The 21594-nt window shown below is 62.6% G+C and carries 26 protein-coding genes; 16 read left to right on the top strand and 10 right to left on the bottom strand.

Annotated features, from left to right (window positions below; translation table 11 throughout):
- Positions 1–125: 125 nt before the first annotated feature.
- On the bottom strand, positions 126–461 hold the full coding sequence (locus EI28_RS00380) for a cupin domain-containing protein (RefSeq protein WP_048111755.1): 336 nt from the start codon (positions 459–461) through the stop codon (positions 126–128).
- A 194-nt stretch (positions 462–655) separates the two neighbouring features.
- On the opposite strand from EI28_RS00380, the gene EI28_RS00375 reads away from it, so the two are divergent.
- From EI28_RS00375 to EI28_RS00365, 3 genes are all read left to right on the top strand, one after another.
- On the top strand, positions 656–883 hold the full coding sequence (locus EI28_RS00375) for a type II toxin-antitoxin system HicB family antitoxin (protein WP_231476498.1): 228 nt from the start codon (positions 656–658) through the stop codon (positions 881–883).
- On the top strand, positions 880–1113 hold the full coding sequence (locus tag EI28_RS00370; protein ID WP_048111751.1) for a type II toxin-antitoxin system HicA family toxin: 234 nt from the start codon (positions 880–882) through the stop codon (positions 1111–1113). Before EI28_RS00375 ends, EI28_RS00370 begins: the two co-directional genes overlap by 4 nt.
- A 92-nt stretch (positions 1114–1205) precedes the next feature.
- Positions 1206–2324 (top strand): TIGR04084 family radical SAM/SPASM domain-containing protein, encoded by a 1119-nt coding sequence (locus EI28_RS00365; RefSeq protein ID WP_048111749.1) that lies wholly within the window; start codon positions 1206–1208, stop codon positions 2322–2324.
- A 26-nt stretch (positions 2325–2350) separates the two neighbouring features.
- Here EI28_RS00365 and EI28_RS00360 read toward each other — a convergent pair whose 3' ends face one another.
- The gene (locus EI28_RS00360; RefSeq protein ID WP_048111747.1) at positions 2351–3142 is read right to left on the bottom strand and encodes a hypothetical protein; all 792 of its coding nucleotides are present in this window, start codon (positions 3140–3142) and stop codon (positions 2351–2353) included.
- 158 nt (positions 3143–3300) lie between these two features.
- On the opposite strand from EI28_RS00360, the gene EI28_RS14310 reads away from it, so the two are divergent.
- Positions 3301–3465: a hypothetical protein gene (locus tag EI28_RS14310; protein ID WP_011843191.1), complete on the top strand. Its 165-nt coding sequence runs from the start codon at positions 3301–3303 to the stop codon at positions 3463–3465.
- Between the two features lie 3 nt (positions 3466–3468).
- Here the strand turns inward: EI28_RS14310 and EI28_RS13075 are convergent, their stop codons facing one another.
- The 3 genes from EI28_RS13075 to EI28_RS00345 all read right to left on the bottom strand — a co-directional run bounded on the left by EI28_RS13075 (position 3469) and on the right by EI28_RS00345 (position 6788).
- Positions 3469–4911 (bottom strand): response regulator, encoded by a 1443-nt coding sequence (locus EI28_RS13075; protein WP_052379619.1) that lies wholly within the window; start codon positions 4909–4911, stop codon positions 3469–3471.
- A 301-nt stretch (positions 4912–5212) separates the two neighbouring features.
- Complete coding sequence (locus EI28_RS00350) at positions 5213–5788, bottom strand: flavin reductase family protein (protein WP_048111745.1); 576 nt, start codon at positions 5786–5788, stop codon at positions 5213–5215.
- A gap of 70 nt (positions 5789–5858) precedes the next feature.
- The gene (locus EI28_RS00345) at positions 5859–6788 is read right to left on the bottom strand and encodes a DUF475 domain-containing protein (RefSeq protein WP_048111743.1); all 930 of its coding nucleotides are present in this window, start codon (positions 6786–6788) and stop codon (positions 5859–5861) included.
- A 118-nt stretch (positions 6789–6906) separates the two neighbouring features.
- Between EI28_RS00345 and EI28_RS00340 the strand changes: the two genes are divergently transcribed.
- Positions 6907–7359 (top strand): CBS domain-containing protein, encoded by a 453-nt coding sequence (locus tag EI28_RS00340; protein WP_048111741.1) that lies wholly within the window; start codon positions 6907–6909, stop codon positions 7357–7359.
- A 44-nt stretch (positions 7360–7403) separates the two neighbouring features.
- On the opposite strand, the gene EI28_RS00335 is transcribed toward EI28_RS00340, so the two are convergent.
- From EI28_RS00335 to EI28_RS00325, 3 genes are all read right to left on the bottom strand, one after another.
- Positions 7404–7862, bottom strand: coding sequence for a YbhB/YbcL family Raf kinase inhibitor-like protein (locus EI28_RS00335; RefSeq protein ID WP_048111739.1), 459 nt, complete (start codon positions 7860–7862; stop codon positions 7404–7406).
- A 57-nt stretch (positions 7863–7919) separates the two neighbouring features.
- Positions 7920–8387: a YbhB/YbcL family Raf kinase inhibitor-like protein gene (locus EI28_RS00330; protein ID WP_048111737.1), complete on the bottom strand. Its 468-nt coding sequence runs from the start codon at positions 8385–8387 to the stop codon at positions 7920–7922.
- 82 nt (positions 8388–8469) lie between these two features.
- Positions 8470–9174: a phosphoribosyltransferase gene (locus EI28_RS00325; RefSeq protein ID WP_048111735.1), complete on the bottom strand. Its 705-nt coding sequence runs from the start codon at positions 9172–9174 to the stop codon at positions 8470–8472.
- A gap of 140 nt (positions 9175–9314) precedes the next feature.
- Here EI28_RS00325 and EI28_RS00320 point away from each other — a divergent pair, with 140 nt between their 5' ends.
- Positions 9315–9743: a ribonuclease HI family protein gene (locus tag EI28_RS00320; protein WP_052379618.1), complete on the top strand. Its 429-nt coding sequence runs from the start codon at positions 9315–9317 to the stop codon at positions 9741–9743.
- Between the two features lie 4 nt (positions 9744–9747).
- A complete protein-coding gene (gene tsaA / locus EI28_RS00315) occupies positions 9748–10185 on the top strand; it encodes a tRNA (N6-threonylcarbamoyladenosine(37)-N6)-methyltransferase TrmO (RefSeq protein ID WP_048111732.1) in 438 nt (145 codons plus the stop codon).
- Positions 10186–10191: 6 nt separating this feature from the next.
- Here the strand turns inward: tsaA and EI28_RS00310 are convergent, their stop codons facing one another.
- Entirely contained in the window at positions 10192–11994 is a 1803-nt protein-coding gene (locus tag EI28_RS00310) for an aldehyde ferredoxin oxidoreductase family protein (RefSeq protein ID WP_048111730.1), read from the bottom strand.
- A gap of 450 nt (positions 11995–12444) precedes the next feature.
- Between EI28_RS00310 and EI28_RS00305 the strand changes: the two genes are divergently transcribed.
- On the top strand, positions 12445–13347 hold the full coding sequence (locus EI28_RS00305) for an Mrp/NBP35 family ATP-binding protein (RefSeq protein WP_048111728.1): 903 nt from the start codon (positions 12445–12447) through the stop codon (positions 13345–13347).
- Between the two features lies 1 nt (position 13348).
- The gene (locus tag EI28_RS00300) at positions 13349–13666 is read left to right on the top strand and encodes a hypothetical protein (RefSeq protein WP_011843179.1); all 318 of its coding nucleotides are present in this window, start codon (positions 13349–13351) and stop codon (positions 13664–13666) included.
- 82 nt (positions 13667–13748) lie between these two features.
- On the opposite strand, the gene EI28_RS00295 is transcribed toward EI28_RS00300, so the two are convergent.
- A complete protein-coding gene (locus EI28_RS00295) occupies positions 13749–15077 on the bottom strand; it encodes a glutamine synthetase family protein (protein WP_048111724.1) in 1329 nt (442 codons plus the stop codon).
- Positions 15078–15179: 102 nt separating this feature from the next.
- Here EI28_RS00295 and EI28_RS00290 point away from each other — a divergent pair, with 102 nt between their 5' ends.
- The 7 genes from EI28_RS00290 to EI28_RS00260 all read left to right on the top strand — a co-directional run bounded on the left by EI28_RS00290 (position 15180) and on the right by EI28_RS00260 (position 21594).
- Positions 15180–16232, top strand: a complete 1053-nt coding sequence (locus EI28_RS00290) for a glutamine amidotransferase family protein (RefSeq protein ID WP_048111722.1) — start codon at positions 15180–15182, stop codon at positions 16230–16232.
- Positions 16229–17746, top strand: coding sequence for a glutamate synthase-related protein (locus EI28_RS00285; protein WP_048111721.1), 1518 nt, complete (start codon positions 16229–16231; stop codon positions 17744–17746). Before EI28_RS00290 ends, EI28_RS00285 begins: the two co-directional genes overlap by 4 nt.
- 5 nt (positions 17747–17751) lie before the next feature.
- Complete coding sequence (locus EI28_RS00280) at positions 17752–18489, top strand: hypothetical protein (RefSeq protein WP_048111720.1); 738 nt, start codon at positions 17752–17754, stop codon at positions 18487–18489.
- Between the two features lie 5 nt (positions 18490–18494).
- Complete coding sequence (locus EI28_RS00275; protein ID WP_048111718.1) at positions 18495–19514, top strand: Coenzyme F420 hydrogenase/dehydrogenase, beta subunit C-terminal domain; 1020 nt, start codon at positions 18495–18497, stop codon at positions 19512–19514.
- A gap of 240 nt (positions 19515–19754) precedes the next feature.
- Complete coding sequence (locus tag EI28_RS00270; protein WP_048111716.1) at positions 19755–20285, top strand: class I SAM-dependent methyltransferase; 531 nt, start codon at positions 19755–19757, stop codon at positions 20283–20285.
- Between the two features lie 15 nt (positions 20286–20300).
- Positions 20301–20573: an AbrB/MazE/SpoVT family DNA-binding domain-containing protein gene (locus tag EI28_RS00265; protein WP_231476497.1), complete on the top strand. Its 273-nt coding sequence runs from the start codon at positions 20301–20303 to the stop codon at positions 20571–20573.
- A gap of 37 nt (positions 20574–20610) precedes the next feature.
- Positions 20611–21594 (top strand): ATP-binding cassette domain-containing protein, encoded by a 984-nt coding sequence (locus EI28_RS00260; RefSeq protein ID WP_048111787.1) that lies wholly within the window; start codon positions 20611–20613, stop codon positions 21592–21594.

Raw genomic sequence — 21594 nt, 5'->3', positions numbered from 1 at the left:
TTCCGCCCGACGAGGCCTGGAATGCCGGCAACACCGATCTCCCGGAACCTACCAGGGAGGGGATCCGTCGCCCGCATATAAAAAACCTGCAGACCGGTTTTGAGAGAAGGCCTATTCCCGAGGGATCAGGCATGAATCATCGTCAGCATCATCTTGAACCGCGTGACGGTGTGGACAGCGTGGGGAATTTCCGCCGGCATGATGATCAGGTCGCCTGTCTTCATCGGATACTCCTTGCCCGCGATGGTGATAAGGGCCTCCCCGTCGATGACCTGGAGAACGGCGTCGTAAGGCGCGGTGTGCTCCGAGAGCCCTTCGCCTGCGTCGAACGCAAAGACCGTGATCGTACCGGCCTTCGTGTAGACGAGCATCCGGCTGACGATCGAGCCCGGCTGGTAGGCGACGAGGTCACGGGGATCGATGACCTGCTCGGTGAGGTTCTCTTTCTTCGCTTCAGGCATAGGAGTCCGTTCTCACTGCAGGGTATTCTGTCTTGCGCCTGAAGCGACGAACAGGCATACAAACTCCTAACCCTTATGGACAGTCTGAAGGTATGACCCACTCTCAAATCCGATCACCGCCCGATCCCCGGTGAGAAGAATATTATAACGGGTGAATGAACTGTTAATGGTCGAAGGTGATACCATTGACAAAGGTGCGACTAACTATTCTGATCTGGGAGGAAGAGGGGACCTATGTTTCAAAGTGCCAGGAACTCGAGGTTGCCAGTTGCGGCGATACTCCGGAAGAAGCGCTGGATAATATCCGTGAAGCGATCGAGCTCTACCTGGAGAATGCAAGAGAACTCGGGATGCTGCAGGACATTGAGCCTATCCTGACATCGCGGCACAAGTTCACCTCGGTCATTGAGGTCGAGGCATGACGAAGCTGCCTCAGATCTCTTCCGATGACGTCATAAAGAAGTTGAAGGCAATCGGGTTCGGTTACGCTCCTCACCGGGGAAAGGGAAGCCACGTAGCTCTCTATAAAATCGGGGACGACGGGAGCAAACTGCTTGTCATCGTTCCTCGACGCGATCCAATTCCCCGCGGGACGCTTCTCTCGATCCTGAAGCAGGCACGCCTTACAAAAGAAGAGTTCCTTGATCTGTAAAAGTTCAGCACCGGAGTCGTCCGGAGAAGATTTGAAAGTCCCACATCCTCACCTTTTTTTCACCCGGCCCACCAAATAGTAAGAGACCCTCCGTGTACTACCATCTCATCCTGACCGACAACTGCAACCTCTGCTGCACCTACTGCCGGGGGAAGGCATTCACCGTCGAACCGCCGGAACTGCCCGATATCGTCATCGACGAAGACCTTCCGGTCGACCTCGATATCAACCTCGCCGACCTCTACCGGTTCCTCGCGAAGGACCCCGACGCCGTGCTGACCTTCTACGGCGGGGAACCCCTGCTGGCCGTCGACCTCGTCCGCGAGATCGTCCGCGACGCCCCGGTATCGGCGCTGATCCTGCACACCAACGGCACGCTTCTCGACCATCTCGAACCCGGAACCGCGAACCGGTTCGACACGATCCTGGTCTCGATTGACGGGCCCGAGGGACTCACCGACACACACCGTGGGGAGGGGACGTTTCGCCGGATCATAAAAAACCTCAACGGCCTCGTGACAGGCGGTTTTGCCGGCGAACTGATCGCCCGGATGACCGTGACCGAGGATACCGATATCGTGGAGGCCGTCCGCTACCTCACGGAGAACGACTTGTTCTCCTTTCCGGCCATCCACTGGCAGATGGACGCGAACTTCTGGAACGACTACCACCTGCGGGACTACGCCGCGTGGGTGGAGGAGAACTACAACCCCGGCATCCGGTCGCTCGTCGCGTTCTGGGTCGAGACGATGCGCAAAAAAGGAAGGGTGCTCCGGTGGTATCCCTTCATCGACCCGGTGGAGGACATGCTCCTATCGCGGCCAAGCATGCTCCGGTGCGGGTGCGGCCACGCGAACTACAGCATCATGACCGACGGGCATATCGCCCCCTGCCCGATCATGGTCGGGATGAAGGACTACTACGCCGGGCACATCGCCACCGCCGATCCCCTCCGCCTCCCGGTGACGACCGTGGGAAGCCCCTGCACGGAATGCGACCTTCTCGACTTCTGCGGCGGCCGATGTCTTTATTCAAATATCACACACCCCTGGCCGGAGGAAGGCCGGCGGGCCGTCTGCGGGACGGTGGAGAATCTCCATTCGGCGCTCTCGGCGGCGCTCCCCGAGATCCGGGCCCTCATCCGCGACGGGAGAGTCCGGATGGAGGATTTCGCTCACCGGAAGTACAACAGCTGCGAGATTATACCCTGAAAAAAGAGTTCAGGAGAGACCGAACCTTATTCGGCGGCATCGAGGAGTTCCCGGGCGCCGTCCACCATGGCGCGGGCGGCTTTCGCCTTTGCCTTCACGATGGCGTGGTTGCCGTCGTCGAGCGCCGCTTCCGCCTCCAGGTAGAGGGTCTCTGCCCGGTCCGTCCGCGTCCGGGACTTTTTGACGTCCAGTCCCTCGGCGGCCGCAATCTCGACCTCTTCCTGGACGGCAAGGAGGTCGCCGTAGAGTTCCTCCAGGAGTTCGCGCAACTCTTCGGTCCGGGCCGCATCCTCCTCCCGCTTCTGCCGGCCGCGCTCGCGGAGCGCCTCGCGGGCCTCCTCCTGACCCTCGATGATCGACTGGAGTTCGTCCTCGACGTCTTTGACCGCCTGCGCGAGCACCTCGGCAAACGCCGTCCTATCCTCGCGTGAGGACTCGTAGCCGTCATAGGCCCCGTATGCACCGCCGGCCGCCGCACCGCCGAGAGCACCGCCGATGACGTCGCTGACATCCCTGTCGCCTCGTACGATGCCCCCAAGGAGACCGCCGAGGCCTGCCCCGGCGATGGCTCCCGCGATCCCCTTCTTGACCTCTTTGCGCTCCCGGTCGACGGTGTAACTCACCCGGACGTTCTCGCGGTCGACCGTGATCTCCATGTGCCCCTCTTCGCCGGTATGCCGGACATCCATCCTCGAAGACGCATCCCCGATATTCTGGTGCGTGATCTCCGTGCCCCTGAGCGCGAGCTGCGACATCAGCCGTTCCACGAAATCGTCGTAGAGAGACGATACTCCCTGCCCGTAGTAAATAAACGCCATAGGATCACCCGTTATGGTTTCCGATTCTAGAAGATCGTTTTGTATCCAATAAAAAACTTCCCGGGCGTCCCTGGAGAGAGCGTCGACACAGGAGAGGCTCACCGGAGGGAGAAGCCAACATTCATCCGTCCGGAAGAAAGATTAGCATATAGACACCCATGACGGCCATCGGACAGATCCTCTGCAGAATCGGGCTCCACCGGTGGGGCAGGAAGCGGGGATACGACGAATACTCCTCGAATGTCATCGAGTGGGAGCAGCGGTGCGAACGGTGCGGGAAGAGAAAGCGGTGGGTCGAGGCGAAGCGGGACCGGCGGCGGTGAGAATCAGGCGGCGGCACCGGCATCCCGGACCCGCCAGCCGCCTTCCGGCACCAGTATCTCGAACCGTGCCCCTTTCCCGGGCTCCCCGGTCTCCCGGATGGCAAGCCCGGTGGCCGAGAGGATCTCCCGGACGAGAAAGAGACCGAGACCGGTGTTCCTACCGAAGCCACGTATGAATATCTTTTCTTTCTCGTGTGCTGGTACCCCGGAACCGTTGTCCTCGACGGCGATGATAAGGCTCCCCCCCTGGCGTTGGCACCGGACCCTGACCGTCGGGGCCGGCCCGGCATACCTGATCGAATTCTCAAAGAGATTGTAGAATGCCTTCTCCAGCATCGGATCGGCGTAAATCTCAACCTCCCCGACTTCGGCAAGGAGAGCGAGATCCCGGGAATTGAGGTCCGCCGCCGCCCGTGCCACGCATTCTCGAAGTCCCTGATAATCCGGGGTCCGGACCCCGAGGTCCTGATAGTCCTGGGTGAACGCAATCTGGCGGCCGATGAACCCGATGACCTGCTCCTGACGGTCCATGTACCCGAGGAGAACCGGATCGGTGATCCGCTCTCTCATGAACTCCAGGTTGCCCTGAAGGACAGTCAGCTGGTTGAGGATGTCGTGCCGGGTGATGCCGGAGAGCAGGTGCATCTTCCGGTTCGCGGCCATCAGCGCGGCTTCTGTCTGCTTCCGTGCGGTGACGTCCCGGACGATGGCCTGAAGCTGGCGCGGGCCTTTCACGTTCACCCGGCTCGCGCTCATCTCCACGTCGTAACGCTTTCCGCTCGGTGTAGAGATCCGCCATCCGAAGAACTGCGGCTGCCCGGAATACGCCGCCCGCATCTTCTCGATAGCGCTCGCAAACGCCGGGAGACCGTCCGGCTGCACAGGGCTGGAGAGTTCCCAGGGAGTCTTCCCGATAAGGAACTCCCGGGTGCACTGAAAGGTCTCGAGAACCTTTGAGTTGCAGTCGACGAATCGGTCCTCCTCGAAGATGAATATGGGATCGTTCGCCCCCTCGAAGAGAGCGCGGTAGCGCTCCTCGGAGTCACGCAGCGCCTGGATGGCACGCCGGCGCTCCACCGCCCGCACGACCCGGTGCTCAAGCTCGGCAAACTGCGATTGGGCGTCGCCTCCTTTCTGGATGTAGCCGTCCGCACCGCTATTGAGCGCCTCCACGACGACCTCCTCGCGGCCGCGCCCGGTAAAGAGAATGAACGGGATATCTCCGAAACGTTGCCGTACTTCCTTCAAAAGTTCGATGCCGTCCATGCCGGGCATCTGGTAGTCGGCGATGACGGCGTCGCAGGGCTGCCTTCCGAGCCGGCTCAGGGCTTCCCGGGCAGAGGAGACGGTCTCGATGGTGAGCGTACCCGAGCGCTCAAGGAATATCTTACCGACTTCGAGAAGGGCTGTTTCATCATCGACGTAGAGTACGGAATACTGAACCATCTGCAATGTTTCCAGTTCCCAAGAATACCCGAGCAACCATATAATAACTTATCGAAACAGTGAGACGGCGCTGAAATGCATCATTCAGAAGTTAAATGACAAATATAGAGTACTTTGCCGATAAACGGCGTTCCCGGCACTGATCCGTGTAACCCTGCATTATACGATGTCGTTTCCAGCGCAGGCGGAAACCGCTCCGGTGTCGATGCCGCTCCAACCGGCACCGGGGAGGGCCGAAATGGACGGCTGCGCCCTGTAGCGTCCGGAAGAACCTGATGTGTCGCTTGAGGCGAAATTAGAGTTATTGTTTGAGTTCCTTCCCCGCAGAGAAGGCCTTCGCGAGCACGCCGCCAAACCCGTAGTACTCCTTCCGCATCGAATCGTAGGCGAACGGCCGGATCTTCTCGATATCGGGCTTGCCGTCCTCCCCGATAACGCTCTCTTCCACCTTCACGTCCAGGATCTCCCCGATGAACTGGGTGTGCACGCCGATCTCGACCGTCTGGAGGAGCCGGCACTCGAGGACGACCGGGAACTCCCCGACGTACGGAGCGTTCACCAGATCGCTCTTTACCGGCGTCAGGTTGGTCGCGGCGAACTTGTCCTCGTCCCGGCCGGAGACGATGCCGAAGAAATCGGCCTCCCGGACGTAGTCCGTCGAGGGGATGCTGATCGTGAACTCGCGCTGCTCCACCAGGTTTGCGTAGGTCTGCCGGGCCTTCTGCACCGAGACCGCCACCGACGGCGGACGGGACGAGCAGATGCCGCCCCACGCCGCGGCCATGGCGTCCGGCCGGCCGGAAGCGTCGTAGGTTCCGATGATCAGGTCCGGGTGGGGGTAGAGGAGCGTTCGCGGACCGATTGAACGTTTTGTCATGGCCGTATATTTCGTCTCTATAACTCGATAACCTTTTCGAACCCTGACGACGGGAAACTGCAGGCGCGGGTCACGCAGTGCCCGCCGGCCCCATCTTCTGCTCCTGCACCGAGCGGTAGAGGAAATAGCCGACGATGGCGAATGTCGCCACCGGCGAGAGCCAGGCGGGGATATGGAACCCGAAGCTGTCCGCGAGCATGATCGTTCCGAGCACCAGGATGGAGTACATCGCCCCGTTCTTGAGGAAACAGTAATTCCGGATCCGGTCGACGCCGCGGACGGTCAGTTCCCTGACCACGACCGCCCCGATGCCGTTGCCTATCAGGATGAGCGGGACCGAGAGGGTGAAGGCGAACGCACCGATGACGCCGTCGATAGAGAAGGTCGCGTCGAGGACTTCGAGATAGGCAACCTTCGAGAGATCCGACATCCCCGGCTTCCGGAGCCGGGCCTCCTGCACCTCGGCGTTCTGTCTGAACCCGTGGACGATGAAGAAGGCGGTCGACCCGAGCACGGCCGCGAACCCCATCATGACGTTGACCTGCAGGGCGAACCAGACAAGGATCGCAAGCAGGATCGAGACGACAGCGTAGAACCAGACGCTCTGCCGGGAGAAGAACCGTTCGCTCCGGAGTCCGCAGGTCTTCTCCTCCACGAAGAGCCAGTGGAAGAAGAGGAAGACGAGGAACGTCCCTCCGAAGATCAGGAGGATCGGGGCCGAACTCTCGATCGCCTCGGTGACCGCGGGATCGTTTGAAAACGTCGCGAGCAGCGCATCGACAGGACCGAGCGACGGGTTCGTCGCCCAGACGATCAGCCACGGCAGGAGCCCCCTGACGACGAAGACTGCAAAAATCAGGCCCCAGAGAAGGAACCACCTGCGGGCTTTCTCCCCCATCGTCGCGAGAACGTCGGCGTTGATGATGGCGTTATCGATGCTTGAGACGATCTCGAAGACCGAGAGACCCGCTACGGTGAGAACGATCAGCAGCCAGTCCATTTTGTGTGACGTACGATCTATCACTGATTGCATATAAGGAGAAGGGGCAGCCCGGTGAGTGGGTTACGTTCATATACCATACCGGCATGAGTCAGTCGTCGAAACGGAGGAATTGCATATGGGACTTGTGAAGTGCTGCCGCGAGCAGGTGGTCGCCGTCTCGCCGGACACGCCGGCGGTGGAGGTGGCGAAGATCATGGGGGAGAAGAACGTCGGAAGCGTCGTCGTCGTCACCGGCGATAACCGGCCCACCGGCATACTGACCGACCGCGATCTCGCAGTCCGGGTCATGGCGCAGGAGAAGAACCCGGGCGAGGTGCGGGCAGAGGATGTCCTGACCCGGGATGTGATCACGTTCCAGGACAGCATGGGGATCTACGAGGCCATCCAGAAGATGACCGCCGAGGGAATCCGGAGGATGCCGATCATCGACGATGCGGGAAAACTGATCGGGATCGTCACGATGGACGACATCGTCCGGATGCTCGGGGAGGAGATGGCCGCAATTGCAAAGAATATCGAGAAACAAAGTCCCCCCATGCAGGAAATGGGCGCTCCCATACCCATGTAGGGGGCCGGCACCCTCTTTTTGGTGCAGGCCGCACGTTCGGCCCCCTATCCCATGGCGAAGACTACAGCCTCCCCGGACTGGTTCATCGACCCGTCCATCGCACGGACCATCTCCTCCCAGGTCGCCCCGGGCGCGAGCGCAAGATCGACGTCGAGCGCGTAGACCCGGAAGAGGTAGGCTTCGGCCCTTCCGGCCTCCGGGCAGGGCCCCCGGTAACCGGGGGTGCCGAAATCATTCGTGCCCTGCACGGCATGGAGCGGCGACTCCACCACCTCCCCTTCCGGGAACCCTTCGGGAATCAGGGGAACGGCAGGAAGGTTCCAGAGAACCCACGCCACCTTTGACGGCCCTTCCTCGGGGCTCGTCGTCGCAAGGACCGCGAGCGACTTGATGTTCGGGAGAATCCCTTCGACCCGGATAGGGGGCGACCGGTTCGCTCCCCTGCAGGTGTATTCCTCGGGGAACTCTTCGAAATCCAGGTTTACTACCAGTTTTTGCGTCATGCCAGGCTCCGTCGACACCCACCTTCGAAAACCATGGTATAAAAATGGTGCGTGCGGTCACCGGGAGTACATGGCGACGGTCTCGCCGAACCCGAGGACGTGGCCCCGCATCGCATTGATGACGTCGTGCTTGCCTGCGCCGGGCGCGAGATCGAGCATGGCATCGAGCCCGTAGACCTTGAAGAGGCAGCGGTGCGTCTCGCCCGGAGGAGGACAGGGGCCGCGCCACCCGATGCTCCCGTAGTCGTTCGTCCCCTGGACGGCATTCACCGGAGCCGTCACGACATCCTGCGGCGGGATGCCCTCCGGGAGCAGGGGTGACGGCGAGAGATTCCAGATGATCCAGGTCGTAAAGGAGCACCCGGGTTCGAAGGGGTTCAGCGCAAAGACCGCCATCGACAGCATCTCATCCGTTAGACCGCGGATCCTCAGCTCCGGCGAGAGATCGGGGCCGTCGCAGGTGCTCCAGATGGGAAGCTCCGCCGAACGGAGGGAGACGAACAGGTTTGCAATGCCGGAGGTCATACAGGGCCTCTCGGCGCGGGGTAATAAAAAAGGTTGCGGAACTCGAGCGCCCCGGATGCCGGGCGGCGAACGCCCTCCCGTATCATAAGAGTCCCATGTCCCGGGCCTGGATCAGCAGTTCCTGCACCTCCTGGTCGGTGACGTCGTGCCACCGCTCGTATGCCTGCGCCACCGCGAAGGTGCGGCTGGTTCTGACGTTTAAGCAGACGACGAAATCCGCCTTCCGGGCTATGAAGTTGACGGCGTGGAGCGACCCGGTGGGAACCGCCACGATGATCTCATGGGGAGACCCGGCCCGGGCAGCCTCGATTGCGGCGAACATCGTATACCCGGTTGCGAGGCCGTCGTCGATCAGGATCGCGGTCTGGTCCCTGATCCCCGGCTCCTCCCGGCCGCCGGCGAACTTCGCTATTCGTTCTTCCACGTTCTTTTTAGCCTTTGCAATGGCGGCGTTCACTTCGGCTTCCGAGAGATCGAGAGCATTCATGAGGGGCTGATTCAAAAAGACTCGCCCGTTCCAGGTCACGGCACCGAACCCGGCTTCCGGGTCCCAGGGAACCTGCACCTTCCGCACCACCGCCATCCGGAGCGGGGCCTTCAAGGCCCGCGCCACCTCAAGCCCCGGCGGCACTCCTCCGGCAGGGATGGCGCAGATCACCGGTTCGGCGGCCATCTCCAGGGACGAGAGGGGCGCCGCGAGTTGCCTCCCGGCATCGGTCCGGTTCTCAAAAACGCTCAACCTGTCGCGCATCGTTCTGTCCTCAATGATCCGGCCCGAATCCAGCATGGGCCCGCCTTTACTGCGCCGGGATATTAACTTTTTGCGGTGGCGGGCCGCCTGCTCCGGGGAACGATACCAATAACTCCCAAAAGATCGATGATCAACCCAGAGATGATCTGGAGAGAGACAGACCGGAGGGGACGTCGGTGACAAAAACCGATGAGGTGACGCTGTATACCGACGGCGCTTCACGGGGTAATCCCGGAGAAGCCGCCTGGGCATACGTGATCGTGCGGGACGGCTCCGTCGTGGCCGGCCGTTCCGGCTACATCGGAACCGCGACCAACAACGTGGCCGAGTATCATGCCGTCATCAACGGTCTTGACGCCGCACGGGAGTTCACCCGGGACAGGCTCGAGGTCAGGTCGGATTCGGAACTGGTCGTGCGCCAGCTCACCGGACGGTACCGCATCACCAAAGAGCATCTCGCCGATCTTGCAGAGGAAGTGCGGCGGCGGATGCGTCATTTCGCGGAGGTCGGGTTCGAGAGCGTCCCGCGGGAGCACCCCTGCATCCAGGTCGCGGACCGCCTCTGCAACGAGACGCTCGATGCAAAGAGACGGGGGAGGCGATAGCGGCATGGCTGCGCTGGAGTGCATCCCCATCGGCGTCGTCCGGTCGCCCTACCGGGAGCGGGGCGACGCCCCCCGGCAGGGGCGCCTCGTGGATGTCGTCGCGGAGATCCATGTCCTCGACGCCTACGTCCCGGGGCTCGAAGGCGTGGAGCGGAGCAGCCACCTCATCGTGCTCTACTGGCTCGACCGGGCGGAGCGCGGGCTTCTCTTCGCGAAACCGCCGGGCGAAACCCGGGAGAGGGGGGTCTTTTCCACCCGCTCGCCCGCCCGGCCGAACCCGATCGGCCTCGGGATCGTCGATCTTGTCGGGCGGGAGGGCAACGTCCTGGTGGTCAGGGGTCTCGACGCCCTGGACGGGACCCCGGTGCTGGACATCAAACCCTACTCCCCGGAGATCGACTGTATCCCCGAAGCGACGGGCGGGTGGCACATCAAAAGGTAGGGGCGGTCACGGCGCGGTCACCGCCTCCTCCTCGCCGATCCCGAGGTCGCGGAGTTTCTCCGGTGTGGGACGGCCTTCCCGGTCCCATCCCCGGACCCGGTAGTACTCGTCGAGAAGAGGCTCCCGCTCCCAGACCCGGCCTTTCGGGGCGCCTTCGGTGAGCGGTTCCCGGAGGAGACGCGGCGGCAGGGTGTCGTCCTCCCGGGTGCACCCGGCTCTTATGTTGAAGACCTTCTGCAGGTTCCAGATCCGCTCGCCGATCCGGAGCACTTCGCCGGCATCGATCTCGTAGCCGGTGACCGCCGAGACCATCGCGCCGTAGTCTGCCGCCCCGAGCGGGAACGAGGTGAAGAGACAGCTTCCCGATGAGTCGATGAAGGCAGTGAGGTCCTGGAACGTCTTCGTCCAGGCGGCTTTCCCCTCGCTCGAGTAGGGGTCGAGTTTCTCCGGCGACCCGAGCACTTCGGGGGCGATCAGGTAGGCGTAGACATGGTCGCCGCCCCGGACCGAGGTGGCGTAGGCAAGACCGTGCCCCTGCAGCCCCCGGGGATCGTAGGCAGGGAGTTCCTGCCGCTTGACGCTCATGGAGAGTTCGGGGTGCCCGTGACGCCTTGCGAAGCGGAAGGATCCTTCGGCGAGTTCGTCGCCGATGCCGTCGCGGTAGCCGATCCGGTGGACGAGGTCGACCATCCGCTCTGCGTCGCCGAACCGGACTTCTTCGTCGATGTAGCCCTTCTCCGAGAGCTCCATGGCGCAGGCGATCGTCGACCCGGCGGAGATCGTATCGAGGCCGAGGTCGTTGCAGAGATTGTTCGCCTCCACAATGGCCGCAAGGTCATCGATCCCGCAATCGGGGCCGAACGCCCAGATCGTCTCGTACTCAGGACCTGCCGTCCGCTTCCCCCCGACCTCAACCTCGCGGCCGCACTGGATGATGCAGCCCTGGCATCCCATCTTTCCGGCGAGGATGGTATCGGCCATCCGCTCCCCCGAGACGTTCTCCGCGGCAGGGAAGTGTGCGGTCTGGAAGTTCCGGGTCGGGAGGATGTAGTTCTCGTTGATGACGTTCACGAGGACCGCCGTCCCGAACCGGGGCAGCCCGCCGCCCGAGATGGCATTCTCCCGGATCTTTTCGGCGATCTCTGATTTAAGGGCAAGGAACCGGTCGCGGTCGGCAACGGTGATCCGGCCGCTCCCCCGGGCGACGACGGCTTTCAGGTTCTTCGATCCCATCACGGCGCCGACACCCCCGCGCCCTGCGGCCCGCGAGGTCTCGTTGATGACGCCGGCTATCCGGACGAGGTGCTCGCCCGCGGGGCCGATGCAGGCCACGCTCACACCGGGATCGCCAAGATCCTCCCCTATGGCCGCGGCCGTCTCGCTCGTCGTCATGCCCCACAGCTCCGAAGCGTCCCTGACCTCCGCATGCCCGTCGTCGAGGAGGAGGTAGACGGGCCTCTGTGCCCGACCCCGGATCACCACCGCATCGTAGCCCGCACGTTTCATGCCGGTGCCGAACTTCCCGCCGGAGTTCGCGCTGGTCATCGTCCCGGTCAGCGGAGACTTCGTGACGACATCGTACCGGGATCCCAGGGGAAGACCGCTCCCCGCAACCGGCCCGGTGGCGAAGACCAGCACGTTCTCAGCGCCGAGAGGATCGCTGCCCGGGTTCACCAGGTCCCCGATGATGCGAACCCCAAGCCCCCTCCCGCCGATGTACGCCCGCATCCACTCTTCGGGAAACGGCTCCTCCGCTGTCTGTTCTCTCGCGAGATCGACGTGGAGGATCTTTCCTGCATAGCCGTTCATAGGTTGTCACCATGTCCATATGACCTCGTTTTGGGTAATAAGACTGCGGGACGAAGAAAATGATTAACTTCCCCTTAAAAGAAAAGACATCACGTCATACCCGGGCGCCAGGAAACAATATCAGCCGGATATGCACGAGGGTAGACAGTTCCGCAGGATACGAGCGAAAAAGACACCGTAACAGTGAAAGACCGAGCTTACTCGTCAACATCTTAAAAAACGGCAGGAACGCCCTCGAGAGCGGCGATCTCGAACCATCACTCAAAGGCAACGGCACGGTCGACCCTCTCTATCCCCGCCGGCAGGGGTGACCCTGTGTCCGAAAAGGTGCGCCGGGGGCAGAACAGGGTTACGTGCTACCACCTATACCTTTTTGTTGCAATTGTCGTTAATATATAGTAGCTTTAGATCCTTCTCTAGAAGGATACTATACCGCAGAGGATACTTGCTATGACTCAGACGAACGAACCCAATAAGGAAACCTGCACCGGGAACTGCGCGAGCTGCCCGTCTGCAACCAAATGCGACGACCCGAGAAATGCGGATGCCCCGAAGGGCCTCCCACCGAAGGCCGATGTCAGCGTCAAGCACGTCGTCCTCGTCCTCTCGGGGAAAGGCGGCGTCGGGAAGAGCACGGTCTCGGCAAACCTCGCCTACGCCCTCGCCAACCGCGGCTTTAATACGGGACTCATCGACCTCGACATCCACGGCCCGGACATCCCGAAGATGCTCGGGATCGAGGAAGCCCGCCTCCAGTCCTACGACGGGAAGATCATCGAACCGGTCAAGATCACCGGCAACCTCGCGGTCATCTCCATGGCGTTCCTCCTCCCGGAGCGCAACACTCCCGTGATCTGGCGCGGACCGATGAAGATGACGGTCATCCGGCAGTTCCTCGAGGACGTCAACTGGGGCGATCTCGACTACCTGATCGTCGACCTTCCGCCCGGCACCGGCGACGAGGCGCTCACCGTCGCCCAGCTCGCCCCGAACATCGCAGGCGCGGTCATCGTCACCACCCCGCAGGACGTCGCGGTCCTCGACTCGAGCAAAGCGGCCGAGTTCATCAAGAAACTCGAACTCCGGGTGCTCGGGATCGTCGAGAACATGAGCGGCTTCATCTGCCCCCACTGCAAGGAGGAGATCGATATCTTCGGCAGGGGCGGCGGCAAGAAAGAGGCGGAGCAACTCGGGGTGCCCTTCCTCGGCTCCATTCCGCTCGATCCGGAGATGCGCAAGGCAGCGGACGAAGGAAGGCCGTTCATCATCCGCAAGGCCAAAGCCGAAGAGAGCCCGACCTGGAAGAGTTTCGACGCCATCATGCAGGCTCTGGTAGACCAGATCGAGGAGTAATATGGATTACTCGAGGATTCTTGCCGGCCGGGGGGAGGGCCTCCCGGTCTTCGCGCGGGTCGTCGAGGCGCTCGAAGAGTTCGAGGAGTTCCCCTTCCTGCTCGAGCCCATCTACCGCGAGGCCTCGGAACTCGGGGACGACGATCTCGACCGCCTCCGGTTCGGCCTCGTCCGCCTGCAGGTCTACGCCGACATCCACCGCTACGAGGACATGGAGACGGCTCAGCGGATGAAGTACGTGGCCGCGACGATCGAGCGGGTGCTCTTCGGCAAGCTCCTCCTCGAGGGGGAGGAAGACGGCAAACAGCAGTGCTGCTGAGGCCGGCCGGCCCGAAAAGATCATAGAAGCCCTGCTTTTTTACACCACAAAGAGGCGGCAGCAATCCGCCAAAAAAAAGAGTTCAGTAGGTCGCCAGGTACCGGTCGAGTTCCCAGGGGTGGACAGCCGTCCGGTAGGCGTCCCACTCGGCTTCGGCAACGCTCGTGAGCGCCTCGACGACGTGGGAGCCGAACGCCCTGCAGATGAGATCGTCGGCGAGCAGGGCCTGGTTCGCCTCGTAAAGGTCTCCGGGCAGCGTCTCGATCCCGGCGCCTTTCCGCTCCTCGATCGACATATGGTAGATATTTGTATCGACGCCTACCGGCGGCTCGATCCTCTCCCGGACGCCCTCCATCCCGGCGGTGAGCATCGCGGCGAAGGCGAGGTAGGGGTTGCAGGTCGGGTCGGGGCTGCGGAACTCGACCCGGGTGCTGTTGCCGCGGGGCGACGGAACCCGGACCAGGGCGGAACGGTTGCCGGCGCTCCAGCTGACGTAGCAGGGCGCTTCATAGCCCGGGACGAGCCGTTTGTAAGAGTTGACCGTCGGGTTCGCAACCCGGGTGATCGCCTTTGCGTGTTTGAGCAGCCCGCCGATGAAGTGCATGCAGGTCCTGGAGAGTTGGAGCGGCGCTTCGGGGTCGTAGAACGCGTTCTTATCGTTCTTCGCGAGCGAGCAGTTGGTGTGCATCCCGCTCCCGCAGATGCCGTAGATGGGCTTTGCCATGAAGGACGCGTGCAGGCCGCGCATCAGCGCAATCGTCTTCGCGGCGAACTTGAAGGAGATGACGTTGTCGGCCGTGTGGAGCGCGTCGCTGTACTTGAAGTCGATCTCGTGCTGGCTCTCGGCGACCTCGTGATGGGACGCCTCGATCTCGAACCCCATCTCGGTGAGCGCGAGGATGATCTCGCGCCGGACGTCTTCCGCAAGATCGGTCGGCGCGAGGTCGAAGTAGCCGCCGACATCCTGGAACTGCGTGGTCGGCCGCCCCTCGTGCATCCGGAAGAGGAAGAACTCCAGTTCCGGGCCGGTGTTGAAGACGTAGCCGTCCTTCGCGGCGTCCTCCATCGCCCGCCGGAGCACGTAGCGCGGGTCGCCTTCGAACGGTTTGCCGCTGGCCTTGTAGACATCGCAGACGAAACGCGCCTCCGCGTAGTCCCCGGACCTCCATGGCAGGAGGGTGTAGGTCGAGAGGTCGGGTTTGAGCACCATATCGGACTCCTCGATCCGGACAAACCCCTCGATCGACGACCCGTCGAACCCGATGCCGGTGGTCAGTGCCTTCTCGGCCTGCTTCACCGGGATCGCGACATTTTTGGGCATGCCCAGGAGGTCGGTAAATTGAAGACGGAGGAATCTGACGTTATCCTGTTCGATGCGCTCGAGCATTGCAGAAGTGGCATCACGGGACATGTGGAAGTCTTCTTCTATCCGATGAAATAAATACCTATTGACACAAATATTCCCGGGCAGAGTTCTAGAAAACGGCAACAGAACGTATTCACCGAGGTAACCATGTGCGGCATTTTTGGTGTAATGGATAAGAGGCGCCAGATGATGGATGGTTCCGGCATCCGGGAAGCCCTCTCCATAATGAATGAGCGCGGCAGCGGCGAGGGGGCGGGGTACGTCGCCTACGGCATCTACCCCGACTACCGGGACTGCTACGCGCTCCACGTCTTCTTCGACAATCCTGGCAAGAGCAAAGCGATTGTCGATGCAACACTGGAGCAGTGGGGAACGATCGAACACGACGAGGCGATCCCCACCTGCGACCAGCCGAATCTCAAGGCAAACTGTACCCCCTGGCGTTACTTCTTCAAGCCCGACGCTTCCCTTGCTCCGGGAAGCGCGTCGCCGGAGAAGGACGTCGTCACGAGTATCGTGATGCAGATCAACGCGAGTGCGAACGGTGCCGAGATAGTCTCGTCCGGCAAGAACGTCGGCCTTTTCAAGGCCAGCGGCTGGCCGGAGGATGTGGCGGACTACTACCGTATCCAGGACTACGAGGGCTACATCTGGCTCGCGCACAACCGCTACGCGACGAGCAACCCTGAGTTGTGGGAACGGCCCGACCCGTTCAACCTGCATGACTGGAGTGTCGTGGAGAACGGAAAGACCACCACCTACGGGGCCAACCGGCGCTACGTAGAGAGTTTCGGCTACAACTGCTCGACCGGCACCGACAGCGAGGTCATCGCCTACTTAATCGACCTTCTGACGCGCAAGCACGGTCTTGGGATCGACCTCGCCATCCGCGCGCTCGCCCCACCCTACTGGGATGAGATCGACCGGATGCCCGAAGCCGAGCAGAACCTGAACCGGGCGCTCCGGTTCGCCTACGGCTCCGCGACGATGAACGGGCCGTTCACCGTCGTGGCCGCGAACCCCGATACGATGATCGGGTTCACCGACCGGGGCAAACTCCGGCCGATGGTCGTCGGCGAGTGCGGCGACCGCCTCTACATCGCAAGCGAAGAGACGGCTATCCGCGCCATGGAGCCCTGCGTCGAGTCGATCAGGAGACCGGCTGCAGGCGAGCCGGTGATCGGGAGGGTTGCCCCATGAGCAGCAACTTCGGGAGCATGCCGCTCCGGTACCGGATCACCATCGACCGCGAGCAGTGCATGGAATGCGGGCGTTGCGTCGAGAACTGTCCCTACGGCGTCTTCCGGTGGGACGGCAACCGGATCCTGATCAACTCCCGGAACTGCACCGCCTGTCACCGGTGCCTCACCTACTGCCCCCGGGACGCCATCATGCTCCAGGAGCACCCCTGCGATTACCGGAGCCACCCGGTCTGGACCAGGGCGGTCAGGGAGTCGATCTACAACCAGTCCCGGACGGGTAAGATCATCCTTGCCGGGATGGGGAGCGTCGCGAACCTCCCGATCATCTTCGACCACCTGATGCTGGACGCCTGCCAGGTGACCACGCCCCCGACCGATCCGCTCCGCGAGCCCGTCGAACTCCGGACCTACCTCGGGAAGAAGCCGTCGAAGCTGGACTTCACGCAGAAGCCGAACGGCGACGTCGAACTCTCCACGGAACTCACGCCGAACCTCATGCTCGAGACGCCGATCATGCTCGGCCACATGAGCTACGGTGCGCTCAGCCTCAACGCCCACGTGGCGATGGCCCGGGCGGCAAAGGAGACCGGCACCTACATGGGTACCGGCGAGGGCGGACTCCATCCCGGTCTCTACCCCTACCAGGACCGGATGATCGTCCAGGTCGCCTCCGGGCGGTTCGGCGTGAACGTCGATTACCTGGAGCGCGGCGCCGCAATCGAACTCAAACTCGGGCAGGGCGCAAAACCCGGCATCGGCGGGCACCTCCCGGGTGAGAAGGTGAGTGCGGACGTCTCCAGAACAAGGATGATCCCGCAGGGCAGCGACGCGATCAGCCCTGCGCCGCACCACGACATCTACGGCATCGAGGATCTCCCCCAGCTCGTCAACTCCGTCAAGGAAGCGACGGAGCGGAAGAAACCGATCTTTGCGAAGATCGCGGCCGTCAACAACAACGCCGAGAACGTCGCGGCCGTTGCCCGGTCCGGGGTGGACGCCATCGCCATCGACGGGTTCCGCGGCGGCACCGGCGCAGCACCGCGGGTCTTCCGCGACCACGTCGGTATCCCGATCGAAGTCGCCATCGCGACCGCCGACCAGGAACTCCGAAAACAGGGCCTCCGAAACGAGGTCTCTCTCATCGCCTGCGGCAGCATCCGGGAGAGCACCGACGTCATAAAGGCAATCGCCCTCGGCGCCGATGCCGTGTACATCGGTACCGCGGCGCTCGTGGCGATGGGCTGCCGGGTCTGCGGGAACTGTTACCAGGGCCTCTGTCCCTGGGGAATCGCTACCCAGCGTCCGGACCTCGTGGCGCGCCTGGACCCCGACGTGGCATCGAAGCAGATCGCAAACCTGATCCACGCCTGGACGCTCGAGATCACCGAACTGATGGGCGCGGCCGGTATCAACAGCATCGAGAGCCTGCGGGGCAACCGCGACCGGCTCCGGGGCTACATGCTTGACGAGGGGCTCCTCGAAATTCTCGACGTCAAGTCGGTGGGAGCGTGAGCAAAATGGCAAAACAGGTCACGATCGATGCGAAGGGAGTGCATTACACCCCCTTGAACCAGCAGATCAGGAAGGCTATCGAGGACGGGGCCGACGAGATCGTCGTCAATAACGTCCTCGGGCAGCGGTTCATCGGCAACGGTCTCCGCGGGAACGCCACCATCCGGGTTAACGGCGTCGCTGGCGGGGATCTCGCCATGTTCATGAGCGGGCCGACCGTCATCGTCGACGGCAACGCGGAGCACGCTCCCGGCAACACGATGGATTCCGGGAAGGTGGTGATCCACGGGAGCGCCGGCGACGCGGTGGCGCACAGCATGCGGGGCGGCAAGATCTTCGTCCGCGGAGACATCGGCTACCGGGGCGGGATCCACATGAAGCAGTACGAGACGCAGCGGCCCATACTGGTCGTCGGCGGGTCGGCACAGACGTTCCTCGGCGAGTACATGGCGGGCGGCCTCCTGCTCGTCCTCGGTCTCGACGGGGCCATGAAAGCCCGGGAGATCGGGAGCGGGATCCACGGCGGCGAGATCGTCATCCGCGGAGACGTGGACGAAGCCTGCCTCGCTGCAGGGGCAAAGAAACTGCCGCTCACCGATGAGGACAGGGCACGGATCGCCCCGGTCATCCGGGAGTTTGCAGCCGATTTCGGGCTCGACGCGGAACCGCTCGTAAAGGCGAACTACACCAGGATCGTCCCTGCGAGCGCAAGGCCCTTTGCCGGGAAGTACACGTGGGAGTGATAGGCATGGAGATGAAGACATTCAAGGACCTGAAGGCGGAGGTCTGGGATACGGAACTCTGCTCCGGGTGCGGGGCGTGCGTGGCGGTCTGCCCGGCGGATGCCCTCCGGTTCGAGCCGGGGAACACCGATACGCCGGTGAACATCGGCTACTGCAAGGCCGATAACGACGGCGTGCCCTGCGGGGCGTGCTACGCAGCCTGCCCGCGGGTCGACCTCGCGGCGCAGGGGAAGATGCTCGGGGAGTACCAGGATATCGTTGCGGCCCGGTCGGTATTCACCGTTGAGCGCAAGCAGAGCGGCGGCGCGGTGACGGCGATCCTCGTCAACGCGCTCGATGAAGGACTTATCGATGCGGTCGTCACCGTGACGAGAGACCCCTGGACGATGAAACCGTCGTCTGCGGTGATCACCTCCTCGGAGGAACTCGTCCAGCACGCCGGGAGCCGCTACTCCTGGTGGGTGCCGCTCCTTGCGTCCCTCAAGGAAGCTGTGGTCACCCGGAAGTACCGGCACATCGCGGTCGTGGGCGTGCCCTGCGTGGCACGGGCGACCCAGGCGATCCGGGCGAGCGACCACGAACTCCTCCGGCCCTACGCGAAGGCGATCCGGCTCGTGATCGGCCTCTTCTGCACGGAGACCTTCGACTACGCGAAACTGGTCGAGGGGAAACTGCAGTCCGAGCGCAAGATCGAGCCCTGGGAGATCCGCCACCTGGACATCAAGGGCAAACTGGACGTCTACCTGCAGGACGAGCGGCACATCTCCATCCCGCTCGCAGAGCTGGAGGAGTCCGTCCGCCCCGGATGCCGGGTCTGCACCGACTTTACGGCGGTGAACGCGGACGTCTCCGCGGGTGCCGTCGGGTCGCCGGACGGATACACGACGCTCGTTATCCGTAACGACATCGGGAGAGGGTTCGTCGACCGTGCGGTCTGGCAGGGGAAACTCGCGACCGGCAGCGCCGTCGATCTCCACATCATCGAGCAGCTGGCCGCGCGGAAAGCGCAGCGCCGGCAGGAATAATACTTTTTTTACGCCCGTGAAGTCACGGGCAGTTCGGGCTTCCAGATATTCAACACGATGCCGGCAGGGTAGCGGCGCCCCCGGAATGCGCACAGTCAAGAGGTTCATATAGTATGAAAAATCATACTTGTGTGAATAGTTTGATTTGTGGGGGCGAGAACGTTGCACCAACTTCACAAAGACATACCCGAGCCTGTACCGGGGACCGAAACGGCGCGTAACACAGAACAGGCAGACCGGATGCCGGATCTCTACTTCAGGCTGATGTCGCTTGCGTTCCGCGTCAGGGATCGCATTCGCCCTCCGGGGAGACTGCTTGTGGAGATCGGGATCCGGGAAGGCATGACCGTCGTGGATTACGGCTGCGGCCCGGGGAGCTACGTCAAAGAGGCATCCGGGCTCGTCGGTGCGGCCGGCACCGTCTACGCGGTGGACGTCCACGAGCTTGCCGTCGAGGCCGTCTCCCACCGGAGCCGCAAGGAAGGGCTCGCAAACGTCATCCCCATCCTTGCGAAGGGTTACGACTCCGGTCTCCCCGATGCGGTTGCAGACCTCGTCTACGCCCTCGACATGTTCCACATGGTCGAGAACCAGAAGGCGTTCCTCGCGGAACTCCACCGGATCACGAAACCGGACGGCACCCTGATCCTGGACGACGGGCACCAGCCGCGGGAGAAGACGCGCAGGGCACTTCTGGATTCGGGATTCTGGAGTATCGAAGAGGAGACCACCGATCACTTACGATGCCGGCCGTTAGCGGCCGTAGACTGAGAACACATCGAGAAGGTGATCCGAACTATGTTCAACAACCACCACAGGCACCACGATCACGGCGGCAGAAGGCACATCTTCGGGACGGTCAAGGTCGGCGAACGCGGCCAGATCGTTATCCCGAAAGAAGCGCGCGAGATATTCGATATCAAGCCCGGCGACACGCTGATGATCCTCGGCGACGAAGGGCGCGGGCTTGCCGTCGTCAAGGCGGATAAATTCCGCCGGATAGCAGAGGAGATGCTCCGGATGTTCGAGGTTGAACCCGAGGAGCCGCCGGAGGAGTGAAGATGAGCGGTTCAAACGCACCATCTCGGAGAACCCCATGCAGGCCATAGACGCACGCAACCTGACGAAATCCTTCGGCAATCTCGTCGCCGTCGACGGCATCTCGTTTTCCATCGCGAGCGGCGAGATCTTTGGGCTCCTCGGCCCGAACGGAGCGGGAAAAACCACGACCATCGCCATGCTCTCGACGATGCAGAAACCCACCTCGGGCACGGCGACGGTCAACGGCCACGATGTCGTGACGCGGGAAGACGACGTCCGTAAGTCCATCGGAATTGTCTTTCAGGACCAGAGCCTGGACGAAGAACTGACGGCGTACGAGAACATGGACTTCCACGGCCGCCTCTACCGGATCGGCACCGAAGAGCGACGCCGGCGTATCGGCGAACTCCTGACTCTCGTCGGGCTTGCCGACCGGAAAGACGACCTCGTCAAGACCTACTCGGGCGGCATGCGTCGGCGGCTCGAGATCGCCCGGGGACTGCTCCACGAGCCGAAGGTACTCTTCCTGGACGAACCCACCCTCGGCCTCGATCCCCAGACGCGAAACCACCTCTGGGAGTATATCGCGCGGTTGAACGACGAGAAGGGCATCACCATCATCCTCACCACCCACTACATGGAGGAAGCCGACCGGCTCTGCGACCGCATAGCGATCGTCGACCGCGGGACGATCGTCGCGCTCGACACCGCGGAGAACCTGAAACATTCCATCGGCGGCGACGTCGTCACCATAACCTCGCCCGATCCCGGGGCAATCGCCGAGATCCTGACCGCCCCGTGGATCTCCGGGATCGAGCGGCACGACGGAACGGTGACGATCCGGCTGCAGGAGGCCGACCGGCACATCCCCGGGATCGTGACCGCCATTCACCAGAGCGGCATCGGGATCACCTCGCTCTCGGTGAGGAAACCGACGCTCGAGGACGTCTTCCTGCACTACACGGGGAGGACGATCAGGGACGAGGAGGCAAGCGGCAAAGAGACGATACGCATGTTCCAGCGGGCAAGGAGGCGGTAA

The organism is Methanoculleus sp. MH98A, from assembly GCF_000691865.1.
Taxonomy (GTDB): Archaea; Halobacteriota; Methanomicrobia; order Methanomicrobiales; family Methanoculleaceae; genus Methanoculleus.
Note: the sequence above shows the minus strand (reverse complement) of the source record. Positions and strands in the feature narration are given on the sequence as shown.

Bases quoted from the DNA above. Each gene is read 5' to 3' on its own strand.
- EI28_RS00290 (WP_048111722.1), top strand. From the start codon at position 15,180: ATGTGCGGCATTTTTGGTGTAATGGATAAGAGGCGCCAGATGATGGAT.
- EI28_RS00325 (WP_048111735.1), bottom strand. From the start codon at position 9,174: ATGCTGGATTCGGGCCGGATCATTGAGGACAGAACGATGCGCGACAGG.
- EI28_RS13075 (WP_052379619.1), bottom strand. From the start codon at position 4,911: ATGGTTCAGTATTCCGTACTCTACGTCGATGATGAAACAGCCCTTCTC.
- EI28_RS00340 (WP_048111741.1), top strand. From the start codon at position 6,907: ATGGGACTTGTGAAGTGCTGCCGCGAGCAGGTGGTCGCCGTCTCGCCG.
- EI28_RS00260 (WP_048111787.1), top strand. From the start codon at position 20,611: ATGCAGGCCATAGACGCACGCAACCTGACGAAATCCTTCGGCAATCTC.
- EI28_RS00295 (WP_048111724.1), bottom strand. From the start codon at position 15,077: ATGTCCCGTGATGCCACTTCTGCAATGCTCGAGCGCATCGAACAGGAT.
- EI28_RS00345 (WP_048111743.1), bottom strand. From the start codon at position 6,788: ATGGACTGGCTGCTGATCGTTCTCACCGTAGCGGGTCTCTCGGTCTTC.
- EI28_RS00360 (WP_048111747.1), bottom strand. From the start codon at position 3,142: ATGGCGTTTATTTACTACGGGCAGGGAGTATCGTCTCTCTACGACGAT.
- EI28_RS00270 (WP_048111716.1), top strand. From the start codon at position 19,755: ATGCCGGATCTCTACTTCAGGCTGATGTCGCTTGCGTTCCGCGTCAGG.
- EI28_RS00370 (WP_048111751.1), top strand. From the start codon at position 880: ATGACGAAGCTGCCTCAGATCTCTTCCGATGACGTCATAAAGAAGTTG.
- EI28_RS00300 (WP_011843179.1), top strand. From the start codon at position 13,349: ATGGATTACTCGAGGATTCTTGCCGGCCGGGGGGAGGGCCTCCCGGTC.
- EI28_RS00350 (WP_048111745.1), bottom strand. From the start codon at position 5,788: ATGACAAAACGTTCAATCGGTCCGCGAACGCTCCTCTACCCCCACCCG.
- EI28_RS00285 (WP_048111721.1), top strand. From the start codon at position 16,229: ATGAGCAGCAACTTCGGGAGCATGCCGCTCCGGTACCGGATCACCATC.
- EI28_RS00380 (WP_048111755.1), bottom strand. From the start codon at position 461: ATGCCTGAAGCGAAGAAAGAGAACCTCACCGAGCAGGTCATCGATCCC.
- EI28_RS00335 (WP_048111739.1), bottom strand. From the start codon at position 7,862: ATGACGCAAAAACTGGTAGTAAACCTGGATTTCGAAGAGTTCCCCGAG.
- EI28_RS00280 (WP_048111720.1), top strand. From the start codon at position 17,752: ATGGCAAAACAGGTCACGATCGATGCGAAGGGAGTGCATTACACCCCC.
- EI28_RS00305 (WP_048111728.1), top strand. From the start codon at position 12,445: ATGACTCAGACGAACGAACCCAATAAGGAAACCTGCACCGGGAACTGC.
- EI28_RS14310 (WP_011843191.1), top strand. From the start codon at position 3,301: ATGACGGCCATCGGACAGATCCTCTGCAGAATCGGGCTCCACCGGTGG.
- EI28_RS00330 (WP_048111737.1), bottom strand. From the start codon at position 8,387: ATGACCTCCGGCATTGCAAACCTGTTCGTCTCCCTCCGTTCGGCGGAG.
- EI28_RS00275 (WP_048111718.1), top strand. From the start codon at position 18,495: ATGGAGATGAAGACATTCAAGGACCTGAAGGCGGAGGTCTGGGATACG.
- EI28_RS00310 (WP_048111730.1), bottom strand. From the start codon at position 11,994: ATGAACGGCTATGCAGGAAAGATCCTCCACGTCGATCTCGCGAGAGAA.
- tsaA (WP_048111732.1), top strand. From the start codon at position 9,748: ATGGCTGCGCTGGAGTGCATCCCCATCGGCGTCGTCCGGTCGCCCTAC.